Source organism: Streptomyces sp. NPDC088197, from assembly GCF_044741185.1.
Taxonomy (GTDB): domain Bacteria; phylum Actinomycetota; class Actinomycetes; order Streptomycetales; family Streptomycetaceae; genus Actinacidiphila.
This window is the reverse complement of record NZ_JBIUSD010000006.1, coordinates 262,598-281,861: the sequence shown is the minus strand read 5'-3', so window position 1 is coordinate 281,861 and position 19,264 is coordinate 262,598. Positions and strand designations below refer to the sequence as shown.

The 19,264-nt window shown below is 70.7% G+C and carries 14 protein-coding genes; 6 read left to right on the top strand and 8 right to left on the bottom strand.

Annotated features, from left to right (window positions below):
• Positions 1 to 86: 86 nt before the first annotated feature.
• Together ACIOC1_RS17585 and ACIOC1_RS17580 are read right to left on the bottom strand one after the other, a co-directional pair.
• Positions 87 to 545 carry an AsnC family transcriptional regulator gene (locus ACIOC1_RS17585; protein WP_391160759.1) on the bottom strand — a complete coding sequence of 153 codons (459 nt, stop codon included), beginning with the start codon at positions 543 to 545 and terminating at the stop codon, positions 87 to 89.
• A 133-nt stretch (positions 546 to 678) separates the two neighbouring features.
• Complete coding sequence (locus ACIOC1_RS17580; RefSeq protein WP_401855153.1) at positions 679 to 2,118, bottom strand: GuaB1 family IMP dehydrogenase-related protein; 1,440 nt, start codon at positions 2,116 to 2,118, stop codon at positions 679 to 681.
• Positions 2,119 to 2,480: 362 nt separating this feature from the next.
• Here ACIOC1_RS17580 and ACIOC1_RS17575 point away from each other — a divergent pair, with 362 nt between their 5' ends.
• The 3 genes from ACIOC1_RS17575 (at position 2,481) to ACIOC1_RS17565 (ending at position 6,380) form a co-directional block, all read left to right on the top strand.
• A complete protein-coding gene (locus ACIOC1_RS17575; protein ID WP_355347049.1) occupies positions 2,481 to 3,392 on the top strand; it encodes a MurR/RpiR family transcriptional regulator in 912 nt (303 codons plus the stop codon).
• Between the two features lie 227 nt (positions 3,393 to 3,619).
• Positions 3,620 to 5,026, top strand: a complete 1,407-nt coding sequence (locus tag ACIOC1_RS17570; protein ID WP_401855149.1) for a hypothetical protein — start codon at positions 3,620 to 3,622, stop codon at positions 5,024 to 5,026.
• A gap of 448 nt (positions 5,027 to 5,474) precedes the next feature.
• Complete coding sequence (locus ACIOC1_RS17565; protein ID WP_391050588.1) at positions 5,475 to 6,380, top strand: neutral zinc metallopeptidase; 906 nt, start codon at positions 5,475 to 5,477, stop codon at positions 6,378 to 6,380.
• Between the two features lie 376 nt (positions 6,381 to 6,756).
• Here ACIOC1_RS17565 and ACIOC1_RS17560 read toward each other — a convergent pair whose 3' ends face one another.
• Positions 6,757 to 6,927, bottom strand: a complete 171-nt coding sequence (locus ACIOC1_RS17560; RefSeq protein WP_355348845.1) for a hydrophobic protein — start codon at positions 6,925 to 6,927, stop codon at positions 6,757 to 6,759.
• 632 nt (positions 6,928 to 7,559) lie between these two features.
• Here ACIOC1_RS17560 and ACIOC1_RS17555 point away from each other — a divergent pair.
• A complete protein-coding gene (locus ACIOC1_RS17555) occupies positions 7,560 to 11,060 on the top strand; it encodes a ricin-type beta-trefoil lectin domain protein (protein ID WP_401855145.1) in 3,501 nt (1,166 codons plus the stop codon).
• 94 nt (positions 11,061 to 11,154) lie between these two features.
• Here ACIOC1_RS17555 and ACIOC1_RS17550 read toward each other — a convergent pair whose 3' ends face one another.
• Positions 11,155 to 12,390 (bottom strand): cellulose-binding domain-containing protein, encoded by a 1,236-nt coding sequence (locus ACIOC1_RS17550; protein WP_401855143.1) that lies wholly within the window; start codon positions 12,388 to 12,390, stop codon positions 11,155 to 11,157.
• Between the two features lie 284 nt (positions 12,391 to 12,674).
• Between ACIOC1_RS17550 and ACIOC1_RS17545 the strand changes: the two genes are divergently transcribed.
• The gene (locus ACIOC1_RS17545) at positions 12,675 to 13,865 is read left to right on the top strand and encodes a lytic polysaccharide monooxygenase (protein ID WP_401855141.1); all 1,191 of its coding nucleotides are present in this window, start codon (positions 12,675 to 12,677) and stop codon (positions 13,863 to 13,865) included.
• 125 nt (positions 13,866 to 13,990) lie between these two features.
• Here the strand turns inward: ACIOC1_RS17545 and ACIOC1_RS17540 are convergent, their stop codons facing one another.
• The 4 genes from ACIOC1_RS17540 to rpe all read right to left on the bottom strand — a co-directional run bounded on the left by ACIOC1_RS17540 (position 13,991) and on the right by rpe (position 16,914).
• Positions 13,991 to 14,353, bottom strand: a complete 363-nt coding sequence (locus ACIOC1_RS17540; protein ID WP_355348833.1) for a barstar family protein — start codon at positions 14,351 to 14,353, stop codon at positions 13,991 to 13,993.
• Positions 14,350 to 14,793 carry a ribonuclease domain-containing protein gene (locus ACIOC1_RS17535; protein ID WP_355348830.1) on the bottom strand — a complete coding sequence of 148 codons (444 nt, stop codon included), beginning with the start codon at positions 14,791 to 14,793 and terminating at the stop codon, positions 14,350 to 14,352. The genes ACIOC1_RS17540 and ACIOC1_RS17535 overlap by 4 nt, the downstream gene beginning before the upstream one ends.
• 294 nt (positions 14,794 to 15,087) lie before the next feature.
• Positions 15,088 to 16,101, bottom strand: a complete 1,014-nt coding sequence (locus ACIOC1_RS17530) for a sugar-binding domain-containing protein (RefSeq protein ID WP_391160773.1) — start codon at positions 16,099 to 16,101, stop codon at positions 15,088 to 15,090.
• A 138-nt stretch (positions 16,102 to 16,239) separates the two neighbouring features.
• On the bottom strand, positions 16,240 to 16,914 hold the full coding sequence (rpe, locus tag ACIOC1_RS17525; protein WP_355348824.1) for a ribulose-phosphate 3-epimerase: 675 nt from the start codon (positions 16,912 to 16,914) through the stop codon (positions 16,240 to 16,242).
• A 182-nt stretch (positions 16,915 to 17,096) separates the two neighbouring features.
• Here rpe and ACIOC1_RS17520 point away from each other — a divergent pair, with 182 nt between their 5' ends.
• A complete protein-coding gene (locus tag ACIOC1_RS17520; RefSeq protein ID WP_401855136.1) occupies positions 17,097 to 19,247 on the top strand; it encodes an MMPL family transporter in 2,151 nt (716 codons plus the stop codon).
• Positions 19,248 to 19,264 lie beyond the last annotated feature (17 nt).

The window sequence follows — 19,264 nt, the reverse complement described above, 5'->3', positions numbered from 1 at the left end:
TGTACCCCGATCGGGTGACTTCAGCCACAATTCGCATGATTTGCGACATTACCCAACTTATGCCTCGGCAGGCGCACTCCGCGCCCTCACTCCGGGGCGCCTGCGCCGTAGCGGCGCAGCAGCGGGGAGAGGATCAGCACGGATTTGGTGCGGGTCACGAACGGCTCCCCCGCGATCTTCTCCAGCACCTGCTCGAAGTGCCGTACGTCGGAGGCGAAGACCTGGACCACGGCGTCCGCCTCACCGGTGACGGTGGAGGCGGACGCGACTTCCGGGTAGCGGGCGAGGCCGCGCCTGATGTCGCCCGGCGAGGTGTTGTGGCGGCAGTACAGCTCCACCAGCGCCTCGGTCTGCCAGCCGAGCGCGGCGGGGTCGACCCGTACGGTGAAACCGGTGATCGCGCCCGCCGCCAGCAGCCGGTCCACCCGGCGTTTGACGGCGGGCGCGGACAGGCCCACTTGGGCGCCGATGTCCGCGTAGGACCGCCGGGCGTCCTCGGCCAGGGCGTGCACGATGCGTTCGTCGAGATCGTTGAGCGGCTTCACAGCTCGCAGGATAGAGACATCTCCGACGACTCGGGACCAAGGCCCCCTGGCGACACCGGGACGGGCACCGGCGAAGGCACCGGTACCGGCGCGGGCACGGGCACCGGCGAAGGCACCGGCGCCCGACCCCGCGTCAGTTCCAGCTCGCGTGCAGCGGCTTGCCCTCCGCGTAGCCCGCCGCGCTCTGGATGCCGACGATCGCCTTCTCCGCGAACTCGTCGAGCGAGGCGGCCCCGGCGTACGTGCAGGAGCTGCGCACCCCGGCGATGACCGAGTCGATCAGGTCCTCGACGCCCGGCCGGCCCGGGTCGAGGAACATCCGCGAGGTGGAGATGCCCTCCTCGAACAGCGCCTTGCGCGCCCGGTCGTACGCCGACTCCTCGCTCGTACGGTTGCGGACCGCGCGCGCCGAGGCCATGCCGAAGGACTCCTTGTACAGCCGCCCGTCGGCGGCCTGCTGGAGGTCGCCCGGCGACTCGTACGTACCGGCGAACCAGGAGCCGATCATCACGTTGGACGCGCCCGCCGCCAGCGCCATGGCGACATCGCGCGGGTGCCGGACGCCGCCGTCGGCCCAGACGTGCTTGCCGTGCTTGCGCGCCTCCGCGGCGCACTCCATGACGGCGGAGAACTGCGGGCGGCCGACGCCGGTCATCATGCGGGTGGTGCACATGGCGCCGGGTCCGACGCCGACCTTGATGATGTCGGCGCCCGCCTCGATCAGGTCGCGGACGCCCTCGGCGGCCACGATGTTGCCCGCCACGATCGGCACCCGCGGGTCGAGCGCGCGCACGGCGCGTACCGCCGCGAGCATCGACTCCTGGTGGCCGTGCGCGGTGTCGACGACCAGGGTGTCGACCCCGGCGTCCAGGAGCTGCTTGGCCTTGCCCGCCACGTCGCCGTTGATGCCCACGGCCGCGGCGATCCGCAGCCGCCCGTTCGCGTCGACGGCGGGCTCGTACAGCGTGGCGCGCAGCGCGGCCTTGCGGGTCAGGATGCCGACGAGCAGGCCCTGGGCGTCCACGGCCGGCGCCAGCTTGCGGTGCGCGTCCTCCAGCCGGTTGAACGCCTCGCGTGGGTCGATGTCCGCGTCGAGCAGCAGCAGGTCCCTGGACATGACCTCGGAGAGCTGCGTGAAGCGGTCCACGCCGCTGAGGTCGGACTCGGTGACGACGCCGACCGGCCGCCCGTCCTCGACCACCACGCCCGCGCCGTGCGCCCGCTTGGGCAGCAGGGACAGCGCGTCGGCGACGGTCTGGGAGGGGGCGAGCGTGATCGGGGTGTCCAGCACCAGATGGCGCTGCTTGACGTAGGCCACGACATCGGCGACCACGTCGTGGGGGATGTCCTGCGGGATGACGACGAGGCCGCCGCGCCTGGCCACGGTCTCGGCCATCCGGCGGCCCGCGATGGCCGTCATATTGGCCACGACCAGGGGGATGGTGGTGCCCGTCCCGTCAGGGGACCTGAGGTCCACGCCCTGGCGGGAACCGACCGCGCTGCGGCTCGGCACCATGAAGACGTCGTCGTACGTCAGGTCGTACGGCGGCCGAATATCGTTGAGGAATTTCACGCTGTTGCTCCCACCTGCGGCTTTGCCTTGCAGGCGAGCCGAAGTCAGCACGGAACCAGCACGGTGGCGCTGGTCAGTACCTCGTCCATCACACGCTTCAGCTTGTCGTCCGAGCCCGGGGTCAGGTGACCATAGATGTCCGCGGTTATCTGAATTGTAAAGCGCCCCGACCAGCGGGAGACCTCCAGGAGGGACACCCCGTCGAGGCCGCCGCGCAGGGGCCTGCCGGAGGAGGTCCGCGGCGTACCCGAGCGAGCAGGCTGAATCTGTCAGTCTGCGTGGTCGATACACGATGAATGACATAATCGCATGGCATCATGGCCTTTCGGACGGCCGGCAGGTGTGAGCGATCGGGGACCCGTATGGAGGCCAAGGGCTACGGCCACGCGGGAGCGCGCATCGATGTCACAGCGCTGATCCGAGCCGAGCTGCCGCACCTGACGGGCTCACTGCGGAAAGTGGCCGAGCTGGTGCTCGCCGACCCCAACTCCGTGATCGGCTGCTCGGCCGCCGAGCTGGGGCGGCGCACCGGCACGTCCCAGCCGACGGTGACGCGGTTCTGCCGTGCGGTGGGCCTGGAGTCGTACCAGCATCTGCTGATCGAACTGGTCCGTGAGAGCGCGCGCGGCGACGAGCCCGCCTGGGGCACCTCGGAGATCGGGCCGGACATCTCCCCCGACGACGACTTGCGGCGGGTGGTCACCGTCGTCGGCCAGGCAGATCTCGGCGCGGTGCAGCGGACGTTGGACACCATCGACCTGGCGTCGCTTGAGCGCGCGGCCCAGGCGGTCGCCCGAGCGCGGCGGATCGACGTGTACGGCGTCGGCGGCAGCGGCGCGGTGGCGGTGGAGACCGAGCTGCGGCTCTTCGGGATCGGATGCGCGGTGCGCGGGTGGAACGAGGTGCACGCCGCCACGACGTCGGCGGCCCTGCTCACCCCGGCCGATGTCGCCATCGGCATCTCTCACTCCGGATCGACCCGGGAGACGATCGAGCCGTTCGAACTCGCCCGCGCGCGGGGCGCCACCACAGTGGCGATCACCGCCGACCACAGGTCACCGTTGGCGCGGGCCGCTGAGGTCCGGCTGATCTCCGCAACCGCCGAGACCTCCTTCCGCGCCGGCAGCATCGGAGCCCGGCACTCGGTGCTGGTGCTGATCGACTGCTTGTACGTGCGCGTGGCGCAGCTGTCGTACGGCCGGGCCAGCGCGTCCATGGCGCTCACCGGGCACATCCCGGGCGACCACATGGTGAAGGGGCGCCGCGGGCGCTGAGTTTCAGCGCGCCCGAGTTTCAGTGCGCCGAGCCCGGCCGCCGATACCGGGGCGCGGGCGCGGCGGCGCATGCCGCGTCCTGCATGATTCATTCATCATTTCTGCGCATCGTGGTTGATTGAACCACCACCGTCTGCCAGCATGTGTGCGTCCGCCACGGTCGCCGGTGCACCGATGGGACCTTCAGCCCCCTCCCCGCTCCCGCGTTCCAACGATCGGAGTAGGCCATGCCAGAACAGAACTCCTCCCTCTCCAGCGCTTCACAGCCGATGCACCGCCGGACGCTGCTACAGGCCGCGGGCCTGGGCGCCGGTGTACTCGCCGCGGGCGGACTGGCCGCCAACCGGGCGGCGGCCGCACCGGGGCCCGGCGACCCGACCGCCGGGGCGCTGAGTTCGGTGGATTCCGGAGACGGCACGCACGCCGCCGACGCGGCGGACTCTTCCGCCGCGAGCGTGGACCTTCCGCTCACCGGAGGGCCGGACTTCCCGATCGGGCTGTTCTGGCCGCCGCACCCGTACGAGACCACGCTCGACCGCTACCAGGAGATCAAGGACGCCGGGTTCACCTTCCTGATCACCGGCAACTACCAATTCGATCCGCAAAGCGGCGGCTACGCCTTGCAGATGGCCGACCAGGTGGGCCTGAAAGTGCTGATCTCGGGCGACCCCCGGATCCAGGCGATCGCGCAGTACCTGTCGGTCACCGATGACCGGAGCGTGCCGTCCTCGCTCACCACCGCTGACGCGACGTCATGGGTGCGTGCGGCACTGGCCAGTTACGCGAACCACCCCTCGCTCGCCGGGTTCAACGTCTTCGACGAACCGGCCCAGTCCAGATTCCCCACGGTCGGGGCGCTCACCGGCATCGTGCGTGACGTCGCACCGGGGCTGCTGCCGTACTCCAACCTCGTGCCGGGTAACGGCCCGGACTACGCGGCCTTCGTGCAGGCGTACATCGACACCGTCAAGCCGCCGCTGATCTCGTTCGACCGGTACCCGATCCTCACCGACGGCATAGACCTCAACTACTTCGACAACTGGGCGATCTACCGCGAGGCGTCGCTGAAGTCCGGGCTGCCGGCGTGGACGTTCATCCAGTCGGTCGGCTACAACAACCACCGGGTGCCCACCGCCTCGCAGTTGGCCTGGCAGACCAACATCAGCCTGGCGTACGGCTGCAAGGGCATCCAGTACTTCACCTACTGGACGCCGGACCCCGCCCGTGGCGAGGGTTTCACCAAGGCGCTGATCACCGCCGACGGCAAGCAGACCCCGCTGTACGGCGCGGCCCGCAGGCTGAACCGCACCTGGCTCCAGCCGGTCGGCCGCCAACTCAAGCCGCTCCGCTCGGAGTCGGTCCAACACGCCAACGACGACCCGCTGCCGCCGAGCGCGGTGGCCTTCACCCCGGGCGACCACCTGACCTCGGCCACCGGGGACGCCGCCGTCATCGGTCTCTTCAGGAACACGCAGGACGACGGCACCCGCTACCTGCTCGTGGCCAACCGGAACCCCGACGCCCCCGCCTCGGTGCGGCTCGGCGTCAACCAGGCGCACGTCGGAAGCGTGGCGACCTTCGAGCCGGCCACCGGCCGCTACCGCGGAGCGGCCCAGCACGGCACGGCACGCTGAAGGTCCACCTCAAAGCGGGCGCGGCGGCGCTCTACCGCCTGTCGCCGCGCTGAGTCCGGAGGCTGAGCGACACTGGGCGGCTCCGGCCCGCCCGCACACCATGTGCGGGCGGGCCGAGCCATGCGGGGGGGCACGGCCGTCGGCGACGGACGCCTCGCCGTAACGGGTCGTCCCGTACGTCGGCGCCTCGATCACGGGCCGGTACCCGCCCGACCGTTCCGATATGAGAGCCGCGTGGGACACCCGCCCCGCCGACTGAGCCGCGGCGTCTCCCCGCACGGTCAACTCTGCTGGGTCGGTGATCCAGGTGACTGCCGCCGGGAGGGCTTCCTGCGGACGGCGACCCCTCGGAACACGGTCCGGGCACAACCAGATGAGGTCTGTTCGGCTGGGTAGACGCCCCCGGTGAGACACGGCGTACCGGCGTGTTGTGAGGGAGAGTCAGCTGATGCAGTTCGACGACGATGCCGCCCTGGACACCTCCGAGGTGCAGGACAACCGAGGCGGCACACGGGGCGGGATTCCCGGTGGCGGAAAGACCGTGGGCGGTGGGGTGGTAGGGCTGCTGGTCGTGATCGCCTCTGTGGTGTTCGGAGTGGACCCGGGTCTGCTCAGCTCGGGCGGCACCTCTGACAGCGCCGCGCGATCCGGCGGCTCCCAGGGCGTCGCGCCCGGCGATCTCGCGGCGAACTGCCGGACCGGGGCGGACGCCAACAAGAAGGACGACTGCCGGATCGTGGCCGTGGTCGACAGCGTCCAGGCATTCTGGAAGCAGACGGAGACAGCCGCAGGAAAGTCCTACACCCAGGCGCCGACCCTGCTGTTCACCGACAGGGTCAACACCGGCTGCGGGGAGGCGACGTCGGAGGTCGGCCCCTTCTACTGCTCCGCCGACGACAAGGTCTACCTCGACCTCGGGTTCTTCGACGAGCTCACAGGCAAGTTCGGTGCCAAGGGAGGACCGTTCGCCGAGGCATACGTCATCGCGCACGAATACGGACACCACATTCAGGATCTCAGCGGCACCATCTCGCGCGGCAGCGGCCAGGGCGAGAACAGCGGCTCGGTGAAACTCGAACTCCAAGCCGACTGCTACGCCGGAGTGTGGGCCCACCACGCCACGACCACCCCGGACCCCGCGAGCGGAAAGCCGCTGATCACCGACCTGACGCGGGCCGACATCACTGTGGGCCTGGACGCGGCGGCCGCTGTCGGCGACGACCGTATCCAGCAGAAGTACCAGGGCAAGGTCACGCCGGACACTTGGACCCACGGCTCGTCGGCGCAGCGCCAGCAGTGGTTCACCAAGGGCTACACCTCCGGAGCCGTCTCGGCCTGCGACACCTTCGCCTGAGAGGTCAGCTCGTCCGGCCCCGTCCGCGGTGAGCGCGGACGGGACATGCCGAACACCCGATACCGCGCGCGGACAACGCCGTGCGCGGCGCGGAATGAGCGCCGCGTTCCTGAACGCTGAATGTCAATGATGTCAATGCCGCTGAATGCCACTGCCCCTGAATGCCACTGCCGGGGTCGCCCCGGCCCGGTCGCGGGCACTGGAGCGCTGCCCGCTGGAGGTGGAACCGCTGGTGATGCGGGCGGCGCCCCAGCATTGTCATCCTGTCCCGGAATATCCGGTGTACCCGTCATCGGAGAACGTTGTCGCAATACGACTGAGCGGTGTCCGCCCCGCGAGGGGCGGACACCGCTCAGTGGCAGGTCGAAGTGCGTCGCTACCAGCGGTACCAACGGCCACGGCTGCCACCGGAATTCGTCGAGCGGACAACGAATCCCAGCAGCCAGACCACCAGGACGACGATCGCCACCCACCACAGAATCTTGAGGGCGAACCCGGCGCCGAAGAGAATCAACGCGAGCAGAAGAACGAGCAGAAGCGGTCCCATAGTTTGTACCTCCCACTCGCGCGCTTGCCCCACGCCCACACTGACATGCGCGGATAATGTCACGGAACGGTATCCATCAGTTGGTGACAGGTGTCCTGGAGATGAGCGGGACAGGCGGTCGGGCGCCACAGTCACCGTGCCTCGACGACAGGCGCACTCGATTCCGAGTGCGCGCCAGATCCGTATCACCCCGTACCGCTCCGCAATTGCTTGTCCTCACCATGACCACCGGACGCTGCGGACTGTGGCGCGGACACCGCCGCGGGGATCCGGGCTGTTTCCGACCTCTGGTGGGACCGGTGGTGTCTCGCGCTGCGTCAGCGCGGTGACGGGACGGGGCGGGGCCGTCGAGGCGCGTCGACCGGAGTGACACACCGCCGACCGGCGTGTGCAGCCCGTGCGGCCCGTGCGGCCCGTGCGGCCCGTGCGGCGTATTGACGCATACACGACCAATGGCTAGCTTCAGGGAGCGCTCTCACGCCTCGTCGCGCCGGTCAACTCAACTCCGCTTTCCGCACGGCGAATTGGACCATGGACAACGATGTCAGGCTCTGTCGAGGACTACGGAAGGCATGCCCATGCGCCCACGCCGCGTCGGATCACCTCTCTCGCCCCGCAGGAGCCGGGCGCTCGTGCTGAGTTCATGCCTGGCGCTGCTGTCGGTCACCGCCGTCGACAGCGCGGTGGCGCGGCAGGCCGCCCCGCCGACGCGGGCCGCGGCGTCGAGTTCCGTCGTCACCGACGGGAACGCCCGCTTCGAGGTGCTCAGTCCGACCCTGGTGCGGCTGGAGTACGCGGGCGACGCCGTCTTCCAGGACGGGACGACGTTCAACGCCGTCAACCGGTCCTTCCCCGTATCCGACGTCACCACGGACGTCACCGCGGACGGATACCGCGAGATCACGACGTCCGGGCTGACGTTGCGCTACAAGCGGGGCAGCGGCCCTTTCACGGCGGCCAACCTCACGGTGACGATGGCGGGCACGGGGGTGACCGCCACACCGGCGTTTCCTTCCTACTGCCCGGTCAACTCCGCCTGCGAGGCTGAGAATTCGCTGCTCAGCGGCTACGGCGTCGCCGCCTACGACCACACCGGGCACACCGGCTCCGGCTTCGTCGCCGGATACGAGCACACGGGCAGCGGCCTCACCCAGGACGTCTCCGCGGTGCCGTCGACCGGCGACTACCGGCTGTGGGTGCGCTACTCCAACGCGGCGGGCGGCACGGGCACCCTGTCCACCCGGGTCGGCTCGACCGCGGGCCCGGCGCTCAGCCTGCCCGCCACCTCGTCGTGGAACGCCTGGTCGACCGCGTCCGCCACGGTGCACCTGACCGCCGGCACCAACACGCTGAGCATCGTGCAGAACGCGGGTGACACCGGCCGGGTCAACATCGACAGCCTGGCGGTCACCCCGGTCGGCACCACGGCGTACCCGGCCGCGTCGACGGCGCTCACCACGACCGGCTACGGCGCGGGGCCGACGAACACCCTCGGCGGCTGGTCCCGGACGCTGGACAATCCGGCGGCCGTGCCGGTGCCCGAGCACCCGGGAATCCTGGATCGCGACGGCTGGTACCTGCTGGACGACACCCGGACGGCTCTGCTGTCGGGCGCGCACGCGGTGACCGACCGTCCCTCGCACGGCGCCCAGCCGTACCAGGACGGCTACTTCTTCGGTTACGGCCAGAACTACAAGCAGGGCCTCGCCGACCTCAACTCCCTGACCGGCGGCGCCAATCTGCTACCGGAGTCGGCCTACGGCGTGTGGTACTCGCGGTACTACGGCTACTCGACGGCCGACTACGAGAATTCGCTGCTGCCCACCTTCCGCAGCACGAACACGCCGATCGACTGGCTGGTGGTGGACACCGACTGGAAGTCGCCGACGCAGTGGAACGGCTGGAACTGGAACAGTTCGCTCTTCCCCGATCCGCGGGCATTCCTCGACTGGACCAAGCAGCAGGGTCTCGCGGTGTCGATGAACATCCACCCGACCATCGACAGCGGCGACCCCAAATTCGCCGCGGCCAACTCCCGCGCGGGCGGCCTCCTGCCCGACGGCGGCAGTACGTACGCCTTCGACTGGTCCAACCCGGCGCATCTGGCCGCCTATCTCGACCTGCACCAGCCCTTCGAGCAACAGGGCGTGCGGGAGTGGTGGCTGGACTACTGCACCAACTGCGGTGCCTCGACCGCGTCAGATCCGCATGTGGGGCCGGACAATCTGATCAACCAGGCCTATGCGGACGACGCGGCGGCCAAGGGGCTGCGCGGCTTCTCCTTCGCACGGATCGGCGGCTCGGAGGAGGGCGGCGACAACAGCAACTACCCGGTCGGGCCCTGGTCCGAGCGGCGCAACTCGATGCAGTTCACCGGCGACACGCCCGCGACGTGGGACATGCTCGCCTTCGAGGCGAAGTTCACCGCCGCCGAGGCCGCCGCGGGAATCTCCAATGTCAGCCATGACATCGGCAGCTTCCACGGCGGTCATCTCGCCGACGATCTGTACGCCCGCTGGGTGCAATTCGGCACCTTCCAGCCGGTGGACCGGCTGCACTCCGACCACGGCGACCGGCTGCCGTGGAACTACACCGGCGCTGCCGCGGCGAGCGCCGAGTCCTTCCTGCGGCTGCGGGAGGCGCTCGTCCCGTACACGTACACGCTCGCACAGCAGGCGAACGCGACCGGTGTGCCCATCGTCCGGCCGCTGTATCTCGACTACCCGTCCCAGGACGCCGCCTACAGCGCCACCGGCGAGTACCTGTACGGCGACGACGTCCTGGTCGCGCCGATCACCTCGCCCAACGACTCCAGCGGCAACGGCTCCGCGTCGGTGTGGGTGCCGCCGGGGAGCTGGACGGACTACTTCACCGGCCGCACCTACACCGGGCCCGCCACCGTCACCATCACCGGTCCGCTGTCCCGGATGCCGGTGCTGATCAAGGCCGGCGGCATCCTCCCCACCCGCACCGACTACGTCGACAACCAGGGGCAGCGGCCGTTGACGCAGGTGACGGTGAATGTCGCCGCGGGTGCCGACGGGGCCTTCTCGGTCTACTCCGACGCCGGCGAGGGCACGGGCTATCGCAGCGGCCAGGCGACCGAGGCGCCCCTGTCGTGGAGTGAGGCGGCTCGGACACTGACGATCGGCGCGCAGACCGGTTCCTTCAGCGGCGCGCCGACCTCCCGGGCCTACACCCTGCGGCTGTCCAACTCGCAGGCGCCGACCGCCGTTTCGGTCGACGGGGCGCAGGTCCCGGAGACCGCATGGTCGTGGAACGTCAACCGCAGGACGGTGACGGTGACGACGGGCGCGCTCCCGCTCGGCTCCTCGCACACCGTGACGCTGTCCGGCAGCGCGTCCGCGAACCCGGCGTCCGGCGAGGTGATCGGCGCGGGCGGGCTGTGCCTCGACGTGCGCGGCGGGGTGGCCGACGACGGGACGGCCGTGCAGCTGTGGGGCTGCAACCACAGCGCGGCCCAGCAGGTCGCGTACCAGGCCGACAGTACCGTCCGGGTCCTCGGCAAGTGCCTGACGGCCACGGGCGGCGGGACGGCGAACCGTACGCCGGTGAGCGTCGCGGGCTGCTCGGGTGCCGCCTCGCAGACCTGGACGCACCGCTCCGACGGCAGCCTGCTCAATCCGGCCTCGGGACGCTGCCTCGACGTGCCGGACGGCAACACCACACCCGGCGCCGTACAGCTCCAGCTCTACGACTGCGCCGGTGTGACCGCGCAGTCGTGGAAGCTGCCGCCCGGTGCGGTCTCCGGCCCCGCTGCCCTGTGCGTGGACGTGACCAACGCCGATCCGGCCTCCGCCACGCCCGTGCAGTTGTCCGGCTGCAACGGCTCCGACGCGCAGCGCTGGTCCGCGCCCGGCGACCGCACGCTGCGGACCTTCGGCAAGTGCCTCGACGCGGTGGGCGGCAACACCGGCAACGGCACACGGACCCAACTGTGGGACTGCAACGGCACGGGCGCCCAGGTGTGGGAGAGCCGGGCCGACGGCACCTTGTTCAATCCGCAGTCGGGCCGCTGCCTCGACGACAAGGACAACGGCCAGCAGGCCGGGGATCCCGTGCAGTTGTGGGACTGCAACGGGACGGCGGCACAGCGCTTCCGCCTCGGCTGACCGGCACGCCCCGTCCGCTGTGACCCACCCCGTCGCGGACACGGTCAGACCGGCTGTCCGACCGTGTCCGCGACGGATCTCCGCGACGCTCTCGTCAGCAGCCGAGCGGCGCGGAACCGACGGCCACGTCGTCGAACCACAAGGTGTCGTCGCCCGTGGCGTAGCTCTCCCAGCCGAGTCGCAGGGCGGTCGGCCTGGGCGGCGTGGTGCGCGAGAGCCACTGCTGGTCGATGTCCTGGGTCGGCACGCCGTCGGCGTGCAATCCGGGTATCTGCGTGTCGTTGAGCCAGGTGTCGAGCTTCGGCGCCGTGGTGTCGACCGCGAAGCGCAGACACTGCCAGGTGAGGGTCGGCAGCGGACTGCTCAGCGAGACCCCGGCCGGACTCTGCGCCGGGAGGGTGGCGTCGTCACTCTCCCGGTTCCACTGCAGGGCGCCGTTCTGGCCGCCGATCCGCAGCGCCCGGCCGCCCTGGGAGGAGTCCGGCATGGAGACGAAGGCGACGTGCGAGGTCGGGAGCGCCGTGGTGTGCCGCACCCACATACGGATGTAGACCACCGGGCCGACCGACGACAGATCAGCGGTGGAGGCGACGAAGGCGTGGTTGCAGTAGCCCGCCTTCCCGTCCACCCGCAGGGACTTCGAGCCGCTGTGCGCGACTGTCGTGTCGATGGCGGCCGTCCCCGTGCCTTGGCAGTCGGGTGCGGTGAAACGCCAGTCCCCGGCGGGACCGGCACCGCTCTGGTCCTCAAAGCCCGTGCATATCGTCGCGGAGTCGCATCCCGCGGGCGGCGAAGTGGGCGGCGGCGTGGTCGGGGGCGTCGTAGGCGGGGTGGTCGGGGGCGTGGTCGGCGGGGTAGTCGGGGGCGGGGTAGTCGGGGGCGTGGTCGGCGGGGTGGTGCTGGCGCCTCCACAGGGCAGGTCGTTGAGGGCGAAGTCAGCGGGTTGCGCGCCCGCGGACCCAGCAGTTCCCTGCACGCCGAAGTCGATCGTGCCTCCTGCTGCCACGACGCCGTTGTAGGACGCGTTGACGGCGGTGACGGAGTGTCCGTTCTGGGTGACGGTCGCGTTCCAGGCCGAAGTGATCCTCTGATCACCGGCATACGTCCATGTCAGCCGCCAACCGCTCAGCGCCGCGCCGAGGTTGGTGACGTGCACCTGCGCGGTGTAGCCACCGGGCCATTCGTTGAGCGTGTACTCGGCCCGGCATCCGGACGCCGACGCGCCGAATCCGCTGGTGGGCACCGAGATCAGGAGCGAGACGGCCAGCGCTATGGCGGCGGCGACCGCCGTCCACAACCTGGGTGGTAACCGGAGAGTGCGAGCGGGCATAGGTGCCTCTTTCGGGGTGCTTGCGTGGGGGGAGCACAACATATGGGAGCGCTCCCATCCATCACAGCGCCCTGGCTGCACACTGTCAACGGATGCGGTCCGACCCACGCGCGGCGCGACTCGGGCCGGTCTCGTCCGCAGGTGTTTACGAATTCTTGATCCACTGTTAGCTTCACAAATGGGAGCGCTCCCACTCGCAGACCCGTTCCCTCCCCCCACGCTGTCCCGGTGGCCCGGCCGCGGTGCGCCGCGGCCCCGGGAAAGCTCCCGGAAAGGTCATGATCTTGAAGCGAAAAAGAAGCTGGCAACTGTCGTTATTCGGTGTCTTCGCCCTTTTGCTCTCGGCGTTCGGCGCGGTCCTGCTCAGCCAGGGCTCCGCGCAGGCGCACGGCGTGGCGATGATGCCGGGCTCGCGCACCTACCTCTGCTACGAGGACGCCCTGACCCCCACCGGCGCCCTCACGCCGACCAACCCGGCCTGCGCCGCGGCGGTCGCCCAGAGCGGAACGACGTCGCTGTACAACTGGTTCGCGGTGCTCGACTCCAACGCGGGCGGTCGCGGCGAGGGTTACGTCCCGGACGGAACGCTGTGCAGCGCCGGCAACAAGTCGCCGTACGACTTCTCGGCCTACAACGCGGCCCGCGCCGACTGGCCGAGGACGCACCTCACGTCGGGCTCCACGATCCAGTTGCAGTACAGCAACTGGGCCGCGCACCCGGGCACCTTCCGTGTCTATGTGACCAAGCAGGGCTGGTCCCCGACCACTCCGCTGGCCTGGGCCGACCTGGAGTCGATCGGAAGCACCACCAACCCGCCCGCGGTGGGGTCGCCGGGAACCGACGGCGGCCACTACTACTGGGACCTGACGCTGCCCTCGAACCGTACGGGTGACGCGATGGTCTTCATCCAGTGGGTCCGCTCGGACAGCAATGAGAACTTCTTCTCCTGCTCCGACATCGCGTTCGACGGCGGTCACGGCGAGGTCAGTGGCATCCACAACGGCGGTTCGACCACGAGCGGCACGACCACCGGCACCACGACCGGCACGACCACCGGCACCACAAGCGGCACCACAAGCGGCACGACTACTGGCACGACGACCGGCACGACCACTGGCACCACAAGCGGCACCACGACCGGCGGCAGCACAGGCGGGACCGACCCCGGCTCCTGCATGGCGATGTACGCGGTCTCCAACTCCTGGAGCGGTGGGTTCCAGGGGCAGGTCACCGTGATGAACCACGGCGCCTCGCCGTCGAGTCACTGGAAGGTGAACTGGACGCTCGGCACCGGAACGCAGATCACCAGTCTGTGGAACGGAGTCCAGTCAGTCAGCGGAGGCAGCATCAGCGTCACCAACGCCGCCTACAACGGCACGATCCCACCGGACGGCGCTTCCACGACGTTCGGATTCACGGCCAACTCGACCGGCAACAACACGCCCATCGGCTCGATCACTTGCACGTTCTCCTAGCGCGCTGACGCGGCCGACGCGCCCCGTACGGCCTCCTGCCGTGCGGGGCGACGGGCGCGGGGCGGCCGTCCCCGGACGCCGACCGGTTCACATATTTCGTATTCGCGTGCGAACGCATCGTGCGCCTACGGACGAGCGTCCCTCTCTTCGGCGTCCCCGTTCGTGTCTTCTTCCAAGGCCACGGTCAGCTCGGTGTCGGTGTCGCGCCAGAAGGTCTCCGCGTCGCGCAGGATGTCCTTCACGATCCGCCACTCGCGCGGCTTGGCCGCCGCGTACTCCTGCCAGCCCTCGATCCGCAGCCGCCGCCCGTCGGAGCCGACCGGCCACCACGACAGGTCGGTGAGGCAGTCCGCGAGCGCGTCCCAGTTGCGGCCGAACCAGTCCGGCAGGTGCAGCCGCTCGGTGCAGCGGTCCATGAACGACTGGCGGTCGACGACCCCGGTCAGATCCAGTACGAGGGTGTCGCCCGGCGGTGTGGTGGCCGTCATCGCAGCACCGCCTCGAAGCTCTGGTAGTGGTCGGAGGTGTAGAAGATCTCGCCGTTGCGGCCGGTCACGATCCGCCGCGCGCCGCGGTCCGGGGCGTCCGGGGTCGGCACCGTGTACTCGTGGTAGTAGCCGCGCGTCCGGGCGGGCAGTTCCTTCTCGTAGTTGCCGAAGACGATGCCGTCCCTGCTGTACGGGTACGGTCCGCCGCGGTCGATCAGCGCCAGCGTGGTGCGGGCCTCGGGGGGCAGGTCGGCGGGGTGCACGACGTGGTGGCCGTCGGCCCAGGCGGGGGTGGACGAGGCGTGGGCGGCCCGCCCGGAGCTGTGGGCGGCCGGGACGACGGTGGGGGTCGCGCAGCCGCCGAGGAGGACCCCGAACAGAGCGAGCAGGCAGGTGGCGAGCACGGGGGCGACCGCGCGTGGAACGGACCGCAGCAGCATGCCGCCGATGCTGCCACACTTGATCACTTCCAGCGCGGAACGGCACTCCGCACGGGTCAAGCCGGGGGCCTCGCGGGTGGCCGTGGGGCGGTGCCGGTTTCTCTTGGGGGAAGCGCCACCGGCTGTCCGTGGGTCGGTGCCGGGCCGGGGCACCTCCTCGGAATGCGTCACACCTGGTCACACGGAATTCGGCACCCGGCTGTCAACGCATTCCTGCGGGGGCACCCCGGCCCGTCCCCTCCGGTCGTTCGGCGGGCTGGTGGCCGTCCTCGTACCGCGGCGAAGCCTGAGGGGTCAGGGGCCGTCGGGGTCGGCGCGGTCGAGGGCGGGGCGGGGGGCGGGGGCGGTGGAGTGCAGGAGGTGGTCGGCGGCGGCGGTGTCGGTGACCAGGCTGGTGACGAGGCCGGAGCGGAGTACCGCGTCGATGGCGGCGGCTTTGCGGCGACCGCCCGCGATGGCGAGCACTTCGGGGATCCGGCGGAGCCGGTCGGCGTCGATGGTGATGCAGCGCTCGCCGAGGTCGCGGCCGACCCTGCGGCCCTGGGCGTCGAAGAGGTGGGAGGACATCTCGGCGGCGACGCCGAGGCCCGCGTAGTGCTCGCGCTCCTCGTCGGTGAGGGCGTCGTGGACGGTGGAGACGCCCGCTTCCCAGGAGCCGACGGAGACCACGGCGACGGTGACCTTGTCGAAGTAGCCCATGGCGGCGGCGATGCCGCTCTGGGCGCGCAGGGCGCTGGCGGTGGCGGGGTCGGCGAGCACCATCGGCGCGTAGAGCGGATGCGCCTCGCCGCCGGAGACGGCGGCGGCGGTGCGTACCGCCTCGACGGAGCCGCGCTCGGTGGTGCCGACGTCGTAGACGCCGGTGAGCTGGACGACGGTGCAGGGCGCGAGCCGGTCCAGCGCGTTGGCCATGGTGATGATGGAGCGGCCCCAGGCCAAGCCCAGTACGTCGCCGTCGTCCACCAGCTCGCCGAGCAGGTCGGCGGCGACGGCGCCCAGGTTCTCCGGGTCGGGCGCGTCCGCCTGGTCGGGCGGGGTCTCGACGACGACGGCGTGCCGCAGGCCGTAGTGGGCGCGCAGGGCGTCGGAGCGCTCGGCGTCCAGCTCGGCGGGGACGCGGATCTCGATTCTCACCAGGTCGCGTTCGAGGGCGGTCTCCAGGACCCTGGCCACCTTGAAGCGGCTGACCCCGAACTCCTCGGCGATCTGGATTTTGGACTTGCCCTCCAGGTAGAAGCGACGTGCCATCGCCGCCGCCTGGACCATCTCGCCGGGGCCCATGCGCACCTGTGTGCGGCCTGTGCTCACGTCGGTTCTCCCCAGTCGCCTATCTGATCCGCGTTGCCCCATGTGATCCGCTCCGCGCTCATCCTCGCAGATCGTGCCGTGTTACGGGCGCGTAGCGAAGACGCTTCCGCCCGTGGTAACCCCCGGTAGGCGCCCCCGTCACCGGGGCACTTCCGCGGCCTTCGCGGCGGCCTGCTCGCGCAGCGCGCGGACCGCGGCGGCGGGGTCGTCCGTGCCGTACACCGCGGAGCCCGCGACGAAGACGTCGGCGCCCGCCTCGGCGCACCGCTCGATGGTCTCGGCCGAGACGCCGCCGTCGACCTGGAGCCACATGTCGAGGCCGTAGCGGTCGATCAGCGCCCTGGTGCGGCGGATCTTCGGCAGCATGATGTCGAGGAACGCCTGGCCGCCGAAGCCCGGCTCGACCGTCATGATCAGCAGCATGTCGAGTTCCGGCAGCAGGTCCTCGTAGGGCTCGACCGGGGTGGCGGGCTTGAGCGCCATCGACGCCCGCGCGCCCTTCGCCCGGATCTCCCTGGCGAGCCGGACCGGGGCCGCCGCCGCCTCCACGTGGAAGGTCACCGAGCCCGCGCCGGCCTCCACGTACGCGGGCGCCCAGCGGTCCGGGTCCTCGATCATCAGGTGGCAGTCGAGCGGCGTCTCCGTCGCCCTGCTCAGGGACTCCACGACCGGCACCCCCAGCGTGAGGTTCGGCACGAAGTGGCTGTCCATCACGTCGACATGGAGCCAGTCGGCGCCCTCGACCGCCTTCGCCTCCTCGGCGAGCCGCGCGAAGTCGGCGGAAAGAATGCTGGGGTTGATCTGCACGCTCATGGGTCCAGCAAACCAGATCCGGAGGACGTGTGTTCCCACCCACCGGTCCCGCCAACCCTCGGACACGGCACGAACGCCAGTGCCATGCTGGTGCCGATCACTCTCCGGCACGGTCCGGCGCTCCCAGGGCGTCGCGTCGGACGGCGGGGGGACGACACCACGAGCGGGCCCGGGGGGCACTCATGGCGGGCGGAGCGGGACGGATAGCGCACGTCGTCTGCGGGCGGCGGAGCAAGTGGGTCGTCCTCGGCCTGTGGATCGTCGTGCTGGTGGTGGTCTCGCCGCTGGCCCAGAAACTCACCGACGCGCAGAAGAACGACTCGGCGAGCTGGCTGCCGAGCAAGGCGGAGTCCACCCGAGTGCTGGAGCTCCAGAAGCAGTTCGTGCCGGAGAGCGCGCCCGCGGTCGTCGTGTACTCCCGGCCCGGCGGCCTGACCGACGCGGATGTGGCGAAGGTCGGCGCGGACGCCGCCTCGGTCAAGTCGCTGACCGCGCACGGCATCGTCGGCAGCCGTACGGTCGGACCGCAGCTCGACCGGCGGACCGCGCCGCGCGCCGCGCTGCTCATCGTGCCGATCACCATCGACCCGAGCGGCTGGAGCACCATCGCCGACGCGGTCAAGCAGCTCAGGTCCACCGTCGGGCAGGGCGACGACGGGCTCAGGACGCACATCACGGGCCCCGGCGGCTTCTCCGCGGACTCCGCCGACGCCTTCGCCGGGATCGAGGGCACCCTGCTGTACGCGGCCCTCGCCGTCGTCGTCGTGATCCTGCTGATCACCTACCGCAGCCTGAGCCTGCTCTTCGTGCCGGTGCTGTCCGTGATCGGCGCGCTGTTCACGTCGGAGGCGGTGATCTACCTCCTCGCCGAGCATGCCGGTCTGGTGGTCAACGCCCAGAGCGCGGGCATCCTCACCGTCCTGGTGTTCGGCGCGGGTACGGACTACGCGCTGCTGCTCGTCGCCCGCTACCGCGAAGAGTTGCGCGATCACGAGGACCGGCACGAGGCGATGGCGCTCGCCCTGCACCGGGCGGGCCCCGCGATCATCGCGAGCGCGGCCACGGTGGCGCTGAGCATGCTGTGCCTGCTGGCCGCCGACATGAACTCGACCTCCGGGCTCGGCCCCGTCGCCGCGATCGGTGTCGCGGTGGCCCTGCTGGCGATGCTCACGCTCTTCCCCGCCCTGCTGGTGATCTTCGGCCGCTGGGTGTTCTGGCCCGCGATCCCGCACGTGGGCAGCGCGGAGCCGACCGAGGCCGGTGTGTGGTCGCGGATCGGCACGGCGGTCGGCCACCGGCCGCGGTCGGTGTGGATCACGACGGTGGTCGTGCTCGGCGCGCTCGGCCTCGGGCTGTTCTCGCTGAAGGCGACCGGCCTGTCCAGCGCGGACAGCTTCACCGACACCCCGGACTCCGTGGTCGGCCAGAAGGTGCAGTCCCGCTACTTCCCGGCCGGTGGCGGCCAGCCGCTGGTGGTGATCGCGCGGGCGGGCGCCGCCGACGAGGTGCGTACGGCGCTGGCCTCGGTGAAGGGCGTCGTGCCCGGCTCGGTCGGCACCCCGCCGGGCGTGGCCGCGCAGAGGGACGGCCGGGTCTACCTGGAGGCCACTCTCGCCGACCGCGCGGACAGCGGGGCCGCCCAGCGGACCGTACGGCTGGCCCGCGACACCCTGCACCGCGTCCCCGGCGCGGACGCCCTGGTCGGCGGCGGGACGGCGGTGCAGAAGGACACGAATCAGGCGGCGAGCCGCGACAACAAGCTGCTGATCCCGCTGATTCTGCTGGTCGTCCTGCTGATCCTGGCGCTGCTGCTGCGGGCCCTGGTGGCGCCGCTGGTGCTGATGGCCACGGTGGTGCTGTCCTTCGGCGCCGCCCTCGGCGTCAGCTCGCTGGTCTTCCGGCACGTGTTCGGATACGCGGGCGAGGACACGGCGTTCCCGCTGTTCGTCTTCGTGTTCCTGGTGGCGCTGGGCATCGACTACAACATCTTCCTCATGACCCGCATCCGGGAGGAGACCGTCCGACGCGGCACCCGCGACGGCGTCCGTACCGGTCTCGCCGCCACCGGCGGAGTGATCACCTCGGCCGGGCTCGTCCTCGCGGGCACCTTCGCGGTGCTCGGCACGCTCCCGGTCGTCGGCTTCGCCGAGATCGGCTTCGCGGTCGCCTTCGGCGTCCTGCTCGACACCTTCGTCGTCCGCTCGGTGCTGGTCTCCGCGATCACCCTCGACCTGGGCCACCGGGTGTGGTGGCCGAGCAGGCTCGACTCGCCCCGAGCCGCCCCGGCGCAGGCGCGCGAGGAGGACCGGGAGCAGCCAGCGGACAGCCGTTAGGGCCTGTCCGGCGGATC